Raw genomic sequence first — 12,613 nt, 5'->3', positions numbered from 1 at the left:
AAAAGACACGCTGAGTATACGCATACAGAATAATTTTTAATAGCATCTTCGGGTGGTAGGCCGGTCGGCCTAATTGTTCTTCTAATTTATTAAAGAGTGTTTGCGGCATGGCTTCGACTAAGGCATTGACCGCAAAAGCGACATCCGTTTCAGGAATAAACTGTTCCAACTCTAATGGTAAAATCGTTTGATTGATGGTATAATCTTTAAACATAAAAGCACGCTCCTTTTGATTTGGTTTAGTCACTTTAATCTTACACGGTTGCGTGCTTTTTGTGTACCCTAAAATCAAAAAAGTAGGACAATAATCAGATTTTCTTCTGACTATTGTCCCACTCCCCTTACATATTCCCTTCAAATGTAACTGCTTCTCTTATTTAATCAGCACATAGTCCAAATCAACCATCTTCGCCCAGGTAACAATCTGGTCTGTGGTCAAATTCAGCGAAACTACTGTATGGTGTCCGCCCCCAGCTTCAATCCAAGCTTTCACACCATCCTGGAAGTTGGGTTTAACCTCCCAAAGGATACGGGCAACCGGCAAGTTAGGTGCCGCTTCCGTTGGTTCAAACAATTCTACCTCATTAATCAGCAGCTTGTAGTGTGTTCCGTAATCAGCCATGGAAACGACGACGCCAGAGCCAGCTTTCCCATCAAAGACCAGACGTGCCGGATCTTCTCTGTCACCCATAGATAACGGAGAAACAACGATTTTAGGCTTGTTCACCGCTAAAGTTGGATCAACTTCCATCATATGGGATTGCAGAATCGCTTCATATCCAGCCGCCAGTTCATAGGTATAATCCTCCATAAACCCTGTGTTTTTATTATGTGCCATTACCTTCATTAAACGGTCAATTGCTGCTGTCTTCCAGTCTCCTTCGCCGGCAAACCCGTAGCCCTCTGCCATCAAACGCTGAACTGCTAAACCAGGCAGCTGCTGCATGCCGTACAAATCTTCGAAGTTTGTACTGAACGCATTGTAGCTCCCAGCTTCCAAGAAGCGGCGCAAACCAATTTCCTGACGAGCCTGTACCTTCACATGCGCTTCCCATTTATCATGGTCATATTCACCATAGTCAAAATCATACAGTTCTTTATACTCCGTAAACAGAGCTTCTACTTCTTCTTCCTTAACTGCATTGACGTACTGAACCAAGTCGCCAATACCATAATAGTCAACAGTCCAGCCAAATTGAATTTGAGCCTCAACCTTGTCTCCTTCAGTTACTGCAACATTTCGCATGTTATCGCCGAAACGGGCAACCTTGATTTTAAAGCTGTCGTTGTAGGCTGCTGCAACATCCATCCATTCAGCAATCTGCTTTTGAATCTCAGGGCGCTTCCAGTATCCGACAACTACCTTATTATTTTTCTTCAGACGAGCATTGATAAAGCCGTATTCCCGGTCGCCGTGAGCCGCCTGGTTCAAGTTCATAAAGTCCATATCAATCGTTTCCCAAGGAATACTTTCATTATACTGCGTAGCTAAATGAAGCAACGGCTTCTGCAGCAGCTTCGTTCCTCGAATCCACATTTTTGCCGGCGAGAATGTATGCATCCAAGTGATTACTCCGGCAACCTCATCCCGATAATTGACTTCCTTCATAATTTTTGTAATAACTTCCGGCTTCACTGCCAGCTCCTGTAAGACCACTGGGTAAGGTAGAGTACCGCTGCTATTTAGTTCACGGACCATTTCCTCTGCATGAGCCCGAACCTCCTGTAATGCTTCTTCTCCATATAAATGCTGAGAGCCTACGACAAACCAAAATTCTTTTTTATCCATTGCTGACATACTTCTCTCTCCTTCTGATTCGTTTTTATTTTTGTCCATAATAAGCGTCTTTGCCATGTTTTCGTAAATAATGCTTGTCTAAAATTCTTTGAGGCAGTTCTTCAGAAAAATGATTCAGCTGACGGGCATATAAATTCATTTTACAGACCTCATCTAAGACTACTGCATTCATTACCGCACTATCTGCATTTTTCCCCCAAGTGAAGGGACCATGTCCATGAAGTAGTACTCCCGGCACTGCCATCGGATCAATTTCCCGCTTTTTAAACGTCTCAACAATTACACGGCCGGTCTCTTCTTCATAGCCTCGATCGATTTCTTCCTGACTTAAAAAACGGGCACAAGGAATCGTTCCATAAAAGGTATCCGCATGAGTCGTCCCCATAGCTGGCACATCTAAGCCCGCCTGTGACCAAATAGTGGCCCATGGCGAATGCGTATGGACAATCCCGCCGATATCTTGATACGATTGATATAAAACTGCGTGGGTTGGCGTATCGGAGGAAGGATTCAATGTCCCCTCAACCACGTTTCCCTTCAAATCACAAACGACCATATCAGAGGGCTTCAGTGTTTCATAATCAACACCAGAAGGCTTAATTACAAACAAGCCCTGTTCACGATCAACTCCGCTAACATTTCCCCATGTGTATTTAATTAGCCCCTGCTTGGGCAGTTCCAAATTCGCATAGTATACTTCTTCTTTTAATGCTTCCAACACATCGTTGTCCTCCTGTCTTCAACTAGCCTTATTCCCTAAAATAGTTGTTCATTCGTCATGACTGCCGGCTCATTGATTTAAATAAGCTGCTGCTGCCTCTTCAATCGGCAGGCCTTCTTTATAACGTTGTGCAAACTGTTCGAAACCAGCGGTATCTTCTGGATCAGGAGCAAGCTCGCTGCCTGCTTCTCCGGCAAATACCTGCTGCTCCAAATATGTGGCTAGTGACTGATTTTCCTTCGCATAGCCCAGATAATCCGCCAACAAGGCAATCCCCCAAGCTCCGCCTTCTCCAGCTGTTTCCATTAGTGAAACCGGCGTATTGATGGCCGCCGCCAGTACTTTTTGTGCAACGCCTTCTGTTTTAAAGATTCCGCCGTGTCCAAGGACCTTATCAATTTGAACCTGCTCTTCTTCTACTAAAATCTTCATACCGATATTTAACGCACCAAAAGCAGTGAACAGATGAACCCGCATGAAGTTTGCCAGATTGAAACGACTGTCAGGTGTCCGTACAAATAGCGGCCGCCCTTCTGGAATATGAGTAATATTTTCCCCTGAAAAGTAGCCATAGGATAACAAACCGCCACATTCCTTATCTCCTTGCAGCGCCTGATTGAACAGCAGTTCATACAGCTTTTCTGTCGACAGCTCGAAACCACAGACCTTAATAAATTCTTCAAACAGCTTCACCCAGGCATTAATATCAGATGAGCAATTATTGGCATGGACCATAGCAACTAAGTCGCCAGCAGGTGTTGTAACCAAGTCCAGCTCTGGATGAACTTTTTTCAATTCCTTTTCCAGTACAATCATCGCAAAAACAGAGGTACCGGCGGATACATTACCCGTTCTTTTTGCTACACTATTGGTAGCTGTCATGCCTGTTCCAGCATCGCCTTCCGGCGGGCACAGCGGCATTCCAGCGATTAAATCACCTGTTGGATCAAGCAGTTTCGCACCAGCTTCTGTTAACAGACCAGCCGGCTCACCTGCGACCAGCACCTTAGGCAAAATATCCTGCAGCTGCCAAGAGTAATTATGCTTAGCAGTTTGCTTATCGAAGGCTGTAATCATACGTTGGTCATAATTTTTTACAGCAGGATCTATTGGGAACATTCCAGAAGCATCGCCAATTCCTAAAACCTTTTCTCCTGTCAGCTGCCAATGAACATAACCAGCTAGTGTAGTAAAATAATGAATAGTTTCCACATGAGCTTCCTGATTTAAGATCGCCTGATACAAATGGGCTATACTCCAACGCTGTGGAATGTTGTAGTTAAACAGCTTTGTCAATTCCTTTTCAGCCGCTGCAGTGTTTGAATTACGCCAAGTTCGAAAAGGGACGAGTAGCTGATTCTCTTTATCAAAAGCCATATAACCATGCATCATCGCACTAAAACCCATTGCACCAATTTTGGTTAGCTTGACACCGAACTTCTGAAAAACATCTTTTTTTAGATTCTGATAGCTATCCTGCAGCCCTGACCAGATATCCTCCAAGCTGTATGTCCACAGGCCATCTGCCAGTTGATTTTCCCAAGTGTGACTGCCGGATGCAACAGGCTCCTGGTGCTCATCGATTAGCACCGCCTTAATACGGGTTGATCCCAGTTCTATTCCAAGAGACGTTTTCCCAAGAACAATCGATTGCTTTACACTCTCTGCGTTCATCTCAATCCTCCTGTATACGTTTTCATTTTCAAGCGTGTCTGAAAAACTGGTTTCCTTTTTATTATTCAGACACGCCCTAGTTAACAACTAACGACATAAAAAATCCTTCTCAAAAGAAGTATTCCATCTTTCAAGAAGAATTATAGCATTTATGTACGTACATGTAAATAATTTATTCGGCATTTGTACGTACTTTATTTTCAGATTACGACCAGTAGCCTTTAGGGCAATATTTATTTTTCAAAGATGCCCGAAACTGATAAAAACAGCCGCACGCTGTACAGGTATGGGTAGAGCGAAAACAGCACTCTTCACAAATTAACGTTCGCCGCTGCGCTATTTCCTTAGATGCAAGCTCTCTTTCCATCGCTAACTGCTCTACTATTAACTCTGCTACTGTTTGATTGTTCAGCAAAAAAGACTGTGGATTACAGTTTTTACAACTCATTCACTTAGCTCCAGCTGAATCGTTAGAATCGATTTTGGTGAAAGTGAGAGTTCCAAATGCTGATTTTGACTATTGTATTCTGTAAAATCCTGAAGAACAATTGTATCCGGATGCGCAAAATCATTATGGCTATCCATTGTCATCCCTTGAATGAAGCGGCTGGAGCATACTTCTTTAATCGGTGTTTCCAGCTCAAATTTCACCGCTGTTGTCTTAGTTAATGAGTAATTACATATAGATAGACTAACAATGCTCTTTTTTCGGGAAACAGTATACGATACGTGTTCAGGTGTCTGCCCATAGCAATCCAGCCGTTGGGCACCTTGGTGAACCTTATACAGCTCAAATACATAGTAACTTGGTGTTTTTACCAGCTTATCCCCTTCCGTCAACAGCATCGCCTGCAATACATTCACTGTCTGAGCAATATTCGCCATCTGAACTCTCTCTGCATGTTTATGAAAGATATTCAAAGTCAGCGCGGCAACCATAGCATCGCGAATCGTATTCTGCTGGTAAAGAAAACCGGGGTTGGTTCCCGCTTCCGGTGCCAGCCAGGAGCCCCATTCGTCCACAATCAAACCGATTCGGCGATCCGGATCGTATTTATCCATAATTGTTGTATGTTTGGTGATTAACTTGTCCATCTTTTTAGCACTTTCCAGCAGCGACCACCAGTGGGCTTCCGTAAATCCTAAGGCAGGTCCTTTGTCCTCCCAAGCACCAGTTAAGGCATAGTGATGCAGACTAATGCCATCCATATAAGGCCCGCTAATCCGGAGGACCTCCTCCATCCATTGGTAATCGTCAACGTTAGGACCACAGGCAATTTTATAGATTTCTTCTGCTCCATACTGGCGAACATAGGTCTGATATTGACGGTAAAGATCCGCATAATAGGACGGCCGCATATTACCGCCACAGCCCCAGGACTCATTCCCTACACCAAAAAACTTTACCTTCCACGGAGTCTCTCTGCCGTTTTTTCTCCGCAGCTCTGCCATTGGCGATTCTCCTGCCATGGTCATGTATTCAACCCATTCCTGCATTTCCTGAACTGTCCCGCTGCCTACGTTACCGTTGACATAAACCTCACAGTTTAATTGTTCTGCCAGTTCAAAAAATTCATGGGTGCCGAAGTGATTGTTCTCAGTAAGACCGCCCCAATGAGTGTTCACCATTTTTTTCCGTTCTGCTTTTGGTCCAATCCCATCCTTCCAATGATACTCATCTGCAAAACAGCCGCCTGGCCAGCGAAGAACAGGAATTTCAATAGCTTTCAGAGCCTCTATTACATCTAGCCGCATACCGTTTTTATTCGGAATCTCTGACTCTGCTCCAACATACAGGCCTTCATAAATACACCGTCCCAGATGCTCAGCAAAATGTCCGTAAATGTATTTACTAATTTCCACTCCTGATTTTTGGTTTAAAATTTTTATCATCTATTTCTCCTTTAACTATAGAAGCCCTGTTAAATAAATCAGTTATACTTCTCTTTCTCTGACTTACCTTACAGATAAAAGCTTTTTCTTGTACACTGGATCATTTAACAGGACTTCTATTGATTTTATGAAATAATTATTTATGCTGGACTACCCATTCATCAAGACTATAGCTCTCTTGTATACGGTTCTGGCTCGCCAAACACTGGAAAGCCCTCCTCATTCCAGGTAAACACTTGTGCATTTGCATGTCTGTTTGGATTATCCAATGGATCTCCAGCCTTGTTTTTTTCCGGACGGGCATGATAAATCAAGACATCTTCTGTATCATCTTCACTGCGGGTAAAAGAATTATGGCCTGGACCAAATTGACTATGTTTCTCTGACGAAACAAACACCGGTTCCGGCAGCTTATGCCAAGAATAGCCATCCAGTAAGTCCGCCGCCTCATCCGCCCACAGCAGACCCATTGCATAATTTTCATCCGTCGCACTACCCGAATACGCAATAAATACTTTGCCGTTTCTGCTAATAACAGCGGCTCCTTCATTGACGGAAAAGCCTATTTTTTCCCAATCATATTCCGGTATAGATAATAGTACCTGCTCTCCTTTAAGCGTCCAGGGATTTTCCATCTCTGAAATATATAGATTCGAATTCCCGGGAATCCGCGGGTCCTGCTGTGCCCAAACGTAGTAAAGACGCTCTCGATGAACAAAAGCTGTACCATCCAAACTAAAGCTGTCAAATTTTGTTTCCAGCTGCCCCTTCACAGTCCAGTCGGTATTCATCGGGTCCTCATGTTTATTCTCAATTACAAACATCCGATGGTGATGGGTTCGGTCTCTAATTTCAGCATCATCACTTGCCGCAAAGTAGATATACCAGCAGCCATTAAGAAAATGAATTTCCGGCGCCCAAATTAGCTGGCTCATTTTTCCTGTTGCCGGCGCCTGCCAGACAGCTAGCCGTTCACTACTTTCAAGACCCTCTAGTGTTTTAGAACGGCGAAGCTCTATTGACTGATACCCTGGCACTGAGCCTGTAAAATAATAGTAGCCGTCTGTATGCTTATAGACCCAAGGGTCCGCTCGTTCAATCACAATCGGATTTTTATACGTCGTTTTTACTGTCATAACAATCCCTCATACTTTTTTTATTTTAAATACATTCCATGAATACTTGCCGACTTCCACTGTCACAGTCTGTTCTTTATCAATCGAAACAGTCTGTTTTTTTGGCTGAATTTTATCTGGTGTTTCCCGCCGATTTTTGTCCAGCAGTTCTTCACTTTGCAGCTGGATGTGTTCCCCATTTTCTGCCAGTGAAAAATCATGATCGACGATTATTGTCTGCTTTTGGTCTGTCCGGTTAACGGCAAAAATGACCAGTTCTTTTTCATTCTCAACAACCACACTATCGACAAAGGGAACATTTTTAATTTTTTCACAATCATAGGTTGGACCTGTCGTGTTCTGAGATAGTACCCGTCCCTTGGCGTAATTTGATAAATGCGCCATGATATAGTAGGTTGGATTACACCAAGCTTTTCCTTCCCTATCAGTTAAAATTAACGGAATGGTGTTTACCAGCAGAGATTGACAGGCAATTTTTACCCGATCTGCGTGCCTCAAAATAGCAAGTCCTAAAGAACCAAACAACAAAGCATCTTCCATCGTGAAATAGCACCAGTCAATCGGACTGCCGATTTCAAAATCCTGATGCTGTTTTTCCGGCTGAGCATGAACATTCCATTCATCAAAAGCTAGGTACATCGTTTTTTCACTTCTTAAAAGACCCTTCACATAGTCACAAGCAGCAACTACCTCTTCTATTTGCCGGTCAAACCGATAGGATTTAGCCAAATAAGTGGGTGTATCATCCCGCTCATTCTTCGGCGGTTTTGTCAGATCATCCTCATCATATTTATCGATATAGTTATGCAGGGCAAGATAATCAACGTTTTCATACGCCTGCTCCAGAGCAATTCGATCCCATTCCGGATAGCTGGCAAGTCTTGGCGTTGAACTTCCCACAAGAATTGTTTCAATCGATTCATCTACCAGCTTCATTACCTTAGCCGCTTCATTGGCAATTCGCCCGTACTCGTAGGCACTTTTAGCCCCGATTTGCCAAGGACCGTCCAATTCATTTCCCAAACACCATAGCTTGATGTTAAACGGTGCTTCCTGACCGTTTTTTCTACGCATATCACTCCAGTAAGAATCCCTTGGATAGTTGCAGTATTCTACAATATTGCGGGCATCATCAATTCCTTTTGTACCTAGATTCACTGTAAAAATCGGCTCTGCCTCTGTGTGACTCAGCCAGTTAAAAAATTCATGCAGTCCAAAAGTGTTAGGCTCAATTCCCCGCCAAGCCAAGTCAATTTTTTTCGGGCGATTTGCTACAGGACCAATCGTATCCTGCCAATCATAACCAGAAGTAAAATTACCGCCTGGATAGCGGATAACTCCCAGATTCAGCTCTTTGATTAAGGCTAAAACATCCTGACGAAAGCCGTTTTCATCCGCTTGTGGATGCCCCGGCTCAAAAATCCCAGTATAGACAACACTGCCCATATGCTCCACAAAAGAACCAAAAAGCCGAGGACTGATTTCTCCTACTAAAAAGTCTTTACGTACCTTAATTATTGATTCGTTCATTTCATCACCTGACGTTTTCTAAATAGTATAAGCGCAATTACCTTCCAGAAGCCGCCGGCAAAAATAAAAATGAATGGCGGAAACAGAAAGACCAGCACTGTAAATGAAACGGTTAAGCCGCAGCATAATAAGTTTCTTAAGAAATATAGAATCAGCTCTAATGCACTCTGTTCAAACAGCTGGAAAACCGTTTGTTTTTCCAACCAGACACACTGATACATCCAGGAAAATAGAAACATTAAATAAACAATAGAAATAACATAGCCGCTGATAATTAATAGCTGACTACTTTCCGACATCAGGTTATTTACTATGGCAAAAATTCCGATTGTTAATCCACTTACTAATAAGTTCAGCGGAAGATACCTTTTGATTCCCTGAAAGAAGTAGCGAAGAATACTTCCTGTTGAGCTGCCTTCCCATTGTCTAATCACATACAATACCCCGACAGATGCAGGAATCACAGTTATTAGAGGCAGGGATAAAATTACCCATAACAGCCCTAACAGCAGGTAGTCGGAAATCATCATTAACTGTGAATAAATTCTGGTTTCTACCAGCTTCATTTTCCTTCACCTACTCTTTCATACCAGACATTGCTGTTCCTTGAACGAAGTATTTCTGTGCAAAAATGTAAATAATCAACAACGGCAGCATAGAAATGACTGTTCCTGCCATAACCGGTCCATAGAAGGAAATATTCTGACCTGTAAATAATGCTAACCCTGCAGGCAATGTCCGCATTTTAGAACTGCTGGTTAGAATCAGCGGATAAAGTAAGTCATTCCAGCTATTCATCAGTGTAAAGATTCCTAAGGACAGCAGCGTTGGTTTACTCAAAGGCAGCATGATTTTCCAGAAGATTTTAAACTCATTTAAGCCATCAATTCTAGCGGCTTCTTCCAGTGAATTTGGCAGCGTAATAAAGAAAGAACGCATCATGAAGATACCGAAAGCAGTCGTCATCCTTGGAATAATCAGTCCGGCATACGTATCCAGCAAGCCCATAAGATTAACTTCAATAAATAATGGAATCATAAATACTTGAAAAGGAATCATCATGGTCAGTAAAACAAAATAGAATAGTGCCGACTTGCCCTTAAAATTCATGCGGGCAAAAGCGTAGCCTGCCAACGAATCGAAAAACACGGAAGTAATAACCGTACCACCAGCAAAAATAACTGTATTTTTGATGTAGTCTAAAAGAGGAATGGTTGACCAGACCTTAATATAGTTATCCAGCGTATACTTATCCGCAAAAATTTTCGGAGGAAAGGAAATGATGTCCTTCTCATACTTAAACGAGGAAATAATCAGCCACAGAAACGGAAAAGCAATAATACACAGAACCAAAATCATTCCAATCGTACTAAGTATCTTTTTAGGTGTTGCTTTCTTCCGCTTTTTTACATTAGCGGGAACAAGGGTACTTTCTGTTGTCATTTTGGCTACCTCCTATTTCATTTGTTTTTCTTTACGGGACATATACAAGTTAGTGGAAATGGCGATTGCCGCAATAATCACGAACAGAACAGAGGAGAGCGCCGATGCATACCCCAGCTCATAAGGAGCGGTAAAGCCGCGGCTGTATATGTATTGAACAGCTGTTTCTGTCTTAAATTGCGGTCCGCCGGCAGTTGCAACATACACCTGATCGAAGACTTGCATAGAACCAATCAGATTGGTTAAGATACAAAAACCTAATGAAGGAACAATCTGCGGCAATGTAATGTTGAAAAATTGCTGTCTTTGAGTAGCTCCATCCATTTGTGCTGATTCATACAATGAAGGCGAAATTCCTTGGATTGCCGTCAACAGGATAGTCATTGTTACTCCGAAATTCTTCCAAACGGTCATAACTGCCACTGTGGGCATAGCTAAAGTAGGATCACGGAAAAATTGAGGAATCGGCAAGTTAAGCTGAGAAAACAGATAAGGAATTGCTCCGACATTTGGATCCAGCAGCATAGAGAAAATAATAGCAATTGATGTCAGCGAGCAAATTACAGGAATGTAGAAGGTGGAACGACAGAATTTATTGAACTTTGTATTCTTAGAAAGAACAACAGCAGCTAATAATCCGATAATAATTTGAGCGGGTGTTTCCAAAATCGTAAAATATAAAGTATGCAGCAGGGAATTAACCGCCCGCTCGTCACTAAAAATCCGCATAAAATTATCCAGACCCACTATATTTCTTGAAGTAAAGAAGATATTCAAGTCCGTAAAGCTGATAGCAAAGGTTCCCAGCAAAGGAACGACTGTGAACAGCAGCAGTACCAGAAAAGATGGTAGTAAAAATAGATAGGCTGCCCGTTTGGGCTGATTCCAATATCTGGCTAATGATTTCAACTAATACACCTCATTTTCATAAAAGATTTAAACACAGCTGGAACAGAGGGGAGCAGTCAAAAATTTAATCCGGTCTACTATTCTAATTTTCTTTTAAAATAGGCAAACACTATACCTGCCCGTTCCATCGACCATTTTTGATTGTGTTTCGTGCAGTAGTTTTCTGCCCGCACCTCTGTTCCGGCATTTATTTAAAATAGGGAACGATTCAGAACGACTAGCTTACTGGCTTAGTAAGTCATTGATTGCTTTGTCTGCATCATTCATTAGTTTTTCTGGATCTTCTCCAGCCAATAGCTTTTCAATCATCGGATTGATAATATCGTTATTGATTGCTGAAATTTTAGTAAATCCAGGTAGAAACGGCTCTGCGTAATCCATTTGCTTAGAAAGCTCAGAAACAATCTCATTGTTCTTCACTTCATCGTCTTCAGCTACAGAATTTAAGTATGCCGGGAAACCATTTTCGATACTCCATTTTTTACCAATTTCTGTTGTATTCCAATATTTCAGGAATTCATAGATTGCTTCTTTTTTCTTACTGTCCGTACTTGCTGGAATAGCATAGCCTACACCATCAAGAATAGCCGTTTGTTCACCACTCTCACTTGCTTGAGGCAATGTAGTCACACCGTAGTTGATTTCGTTTGCCTTTAGTCCGTTATTCAGCCATGGACCGTTAATTTCGATGGAAAGCTGCCCTGCATTCATCAAGTTATCCATCTCAGCACCAGAAATTGATTCCGGACCTGCCTTATCAACATGAATCATTTGCTGAATGGCCTTTAAGGTTTTTAAATTTTCTGGAGAAGCAAACTCAGATTTCGTATAGTCATCGTTAATCAGTTTGCCGCCGTTGGCAAGAATCCAATTGTAAAGAGGAGCCGTACCATCCTTGTTAAATACAAATCCTGAAACATTCTTACTGCTGTCTGTCAGCTTCGGTGCCATCTCAGTCAATTCAGTCCAGGTTTTCGGCGGTGTTTCAGTATCTAAGCCAGCCGCTTTAAATAAATCCTTGTTCCAATACATGTACATACCCTGAACCTGCATAGGAATGAAGTATTGCTTGTCTTCTACTTTTCCTAAATCTACAGCTGTTTCGGTAAAGTCCGCTTTATCTACCCCGTCATAATCCCAAAAATCATCCAAGGACTGAACAGCGCCATTTTCAACATACTGAGCAAAATCAGGATAATTTAATGCAATAAAATCAGGTGCTGTTTTTGAAGAAATAGCTGGCGGCAGCTTTTCGTTCAAGTTTGCCCAAGTCATAACATCCATCTCAATTTTGATATTTTTATCATTGGTTTTATTAAAGTCATCAACAATGTTTTGTAAAATTTCACCATCCGAAGCAGTAAAGCCATTCCAGAAGGTTAACGTTACACCATCCTCTGAGCCTCCATCAGAAGAAGAACCTCCACCGCATGCTGCCAGCACTCCTGCTGCTAAAACTGCCATTGATCCTAATAAAAACTTCTTGAATCTCATTTTGACATCCCCCTT

At 42.2% G+C, this 12,613-nt stretch carries 11 protein-coding genes and 1 pseudogene; all 12 read right to left on the bottom strand.

The features are described from left to right. Positions 1–214, bottom strand: a pseudogene (locus tag ACPWSO_RS12100) (IS5/IS1182 family transposase); the annotation flags it as partial. A 159-nt stretch (positions 215–373) separates the two neighbouring features. After that, a complete protein-coding gene (araA, locus tag ACPWSO_RS12095) occupies positions 374–1,798 on the bottom strand; it encodes an L-arabinose isomerase (protein ID WP_426083687.1) in 1,425 nt (474 codons plus the stop codon). A gap of 25 nt (positions 1,799–1,823) precedes the next feature. Then, positions 1,824–2,519 (bottom strand): L-ribulose-5-phosphate 4-epimerase, encoded by a 696-nt coding sequence (locus ACPWSO_RS12090; protein WP_426083685.1) that lies wholly within the window; start codon positions 2,517–2,519, stop codon positions 1,824–1,826. Positions 2,520–2,588: 69 nt separating this feature from the next. Next, positions 2,589–4,193, bottom strand: coding sequence for a xylulokinase (locus tag ACPWSO_RS12085; RefSeq protein WP_426083683.1), 1,605 nt, complete (start codon positions 4,191–4,193; stop codon positions 2,589–2,591). Positions 4,194–4,398: 205 nt separating this feature from the next. Continuing rightward, positions 4,399–4,641: a DUF6171 family protein gene (locus ACPWSO_RS12080; RefSeq protein ID WP_426083681.1), complete on the bottom strand. Its 243-nt coding sequence runs from the start codon at positions 4,639–4,641 to the stop codon at positions 4,399–4,401. Further along, on the bottom strand, positions 4,638–6,086 hold the full coding sequence (locus tag ACPWSO_RS12075; RefSeq protein ID WP_426083679.1) for an alpha-N-arabinofuranosidase: 1,449 nt from the start codon (positions 6,084–6,086) through the stop codon (positions 4,638–4,640). Before ACPWSO_RS12075 ends, ACPWSO_RS12080 begins: the two co-directional genes overlap by 4 nt. A gap of 167 nt (positions 6,087–6,253) precedes the next feature. Continuing rightward, positions 6,254–7,222 carry a glycoside hydrolase family 43 protein gene (locus ACPWSO_RS12070; protein ID WP_426083677.1) on the bottom strand — a complete coding sequence of 323 codons (969 nt, stop codon included), beginning with the start codon at positions 7,220–7,222 and terminating at the stop codon, positions 6,254–6,256. Positions 7,223–7,231: 9 nt separating this feature from the next. Then, positions 7,232–8,752 (bottom strand): alpha-N-arabinofuranosidase, encoded by a 1,521-nt coding sequence (locus ACPWSO_RS12065; protein WP_426083675.1) that lies wholly within the window; start codon positions 8,750–8,752, stop codon positions 7,232–7,234. Next, complete coding sequence (locus ACPWSO_RS12060) at positions 8,749–9,318, bottom strand: DUF624 domain-containing protein (RefSeq protein WP_426083673.1); 570 nt, start codon at positions 9,316–9,318, stop codon at positions 8,749–8,751. The genes ACPWSO_RS12065 and ACPWSO_RS12060 overlap by 4 nt, the downstream gene beginning before the upstream one ends. 10 nt (positions 9,319–9,328) lie before the next feature. Beyond that, positions 9,329–10,195: a carbohydrate ABC transporter permease gene (locus ACPWSO_RS12055; RefSeq protein ID WP_426083671.1), complete on the bottom strand. Its 867-nt coding sequence runs from the start codon at positions 10,193–10,195 to the stop codon at positions 9,329–9,331. Positions 10,196–10,207: 12 nt separating this feature from the next. Beyond that, positions 10,208–11,104, bottom strand: a complete 897-nt coding sequence (locus ACPWSO_RS12050; RefSeq protein ID WP_426083669.1) for a carbohydrate ABC transporter permease — start codon at positions 11,102–11,104, stop codon at positions 10,208–10,210. A gap of 222 nt (positions 11,105–11,326) precedes the next feature. After that, positions 11,327–12,598, bottom strand: a complete 1,272-nt coding sequence (locus tag ACPWSO_RS12045) for an ABC transporter substrate-binding protein (RefSeq protein WP_426083667.1) — start codon at positions 12,596–12,598, stop codon at positions 11,327–11,329. Between the last annotated feature and the right edge of the window lie 15 nt (positions 12,599–12,613).

The sequence above is a fragment of the Enterococcus sp. LJL51 genome (assembly GCF_049894025.1).
Taxonomy (GTDB): Bacteria; Bacillota; Bacilli; order Lactobacillales; family Enterococcaceae; genus Enterococcus_L.
Note: the sequence above shows the minus strand (reverse complement) of the source record. Positions and strands in the feature narration are given on the sequence as shown.

Bases quoted from the DNA above. Each gene is read 5' to 3' on its own strand.
- ACPWSO_RS12075 (WP_426083679.1), bottom strand. From the start codon at position 6,086: ATGATAAAAATTTTAAACCAAAAATCAGGAGTGGAAATTAGTAAATAC.
- ACPWSO_RS12080 (WP_426083681.1), bottom strand. From the start codon at position 4,641: ATGAGTTGTAAAAACTGTAATCCACAGTCTTTTTTGCTGAACAATCAA.
- ACPWSO_RS12085 (WP_426083683.1), bottom strand. From the start codon at position 4,193: ATGAACGCAGAGAGTGTAAAGCAATCGATTGTTCTTGGGAAAACGTCT.
- ACPWSO_RS12065 (WP_426083675.1), bottom strand. From the start codon at position 8,752: ATGAACGAATCAATAATTAAGGTACGTAAAGACTTTTTAGTAGGAGAA.
- ACPWSO_RS12060 (WP_426083673.1), bottom strand. From the start codon at position 9,318: ATGAAGCTGGTAGAAACCAGAATTTATTCACAGTTAATGATGATTTCC.
- araA (WP_426083687.1), bottom strand. From the start codon at position 1,798: ATGTCAGCAATGGATAAAAAAGAATTTTGGTTTGTCGTAGGCTCTCAG.
- ACPWSO_RS12045 (WP_426083667.1), bottom strand. From the start codon at position 12,598: ATGAGATTCAAGAAGTTTTTATTAGGATCAATGGCAGTTTTAGCAGCA.
- ACPWSO_RS12070 (WP_426083677.1), bottom strand. From the start codon at position 7,222: ATGACAGTAAAAACGACGTATAAAAATCCGATTGTGATTGAACGAGCG.
- ACPWSO_RS12055 (WP_426083671.1), bottom strand. From the start codon at position 10,195: ATGACAACAGAAAGTACCCTTGTTCCCGCTAATGTAAAAAAGCGGAAG.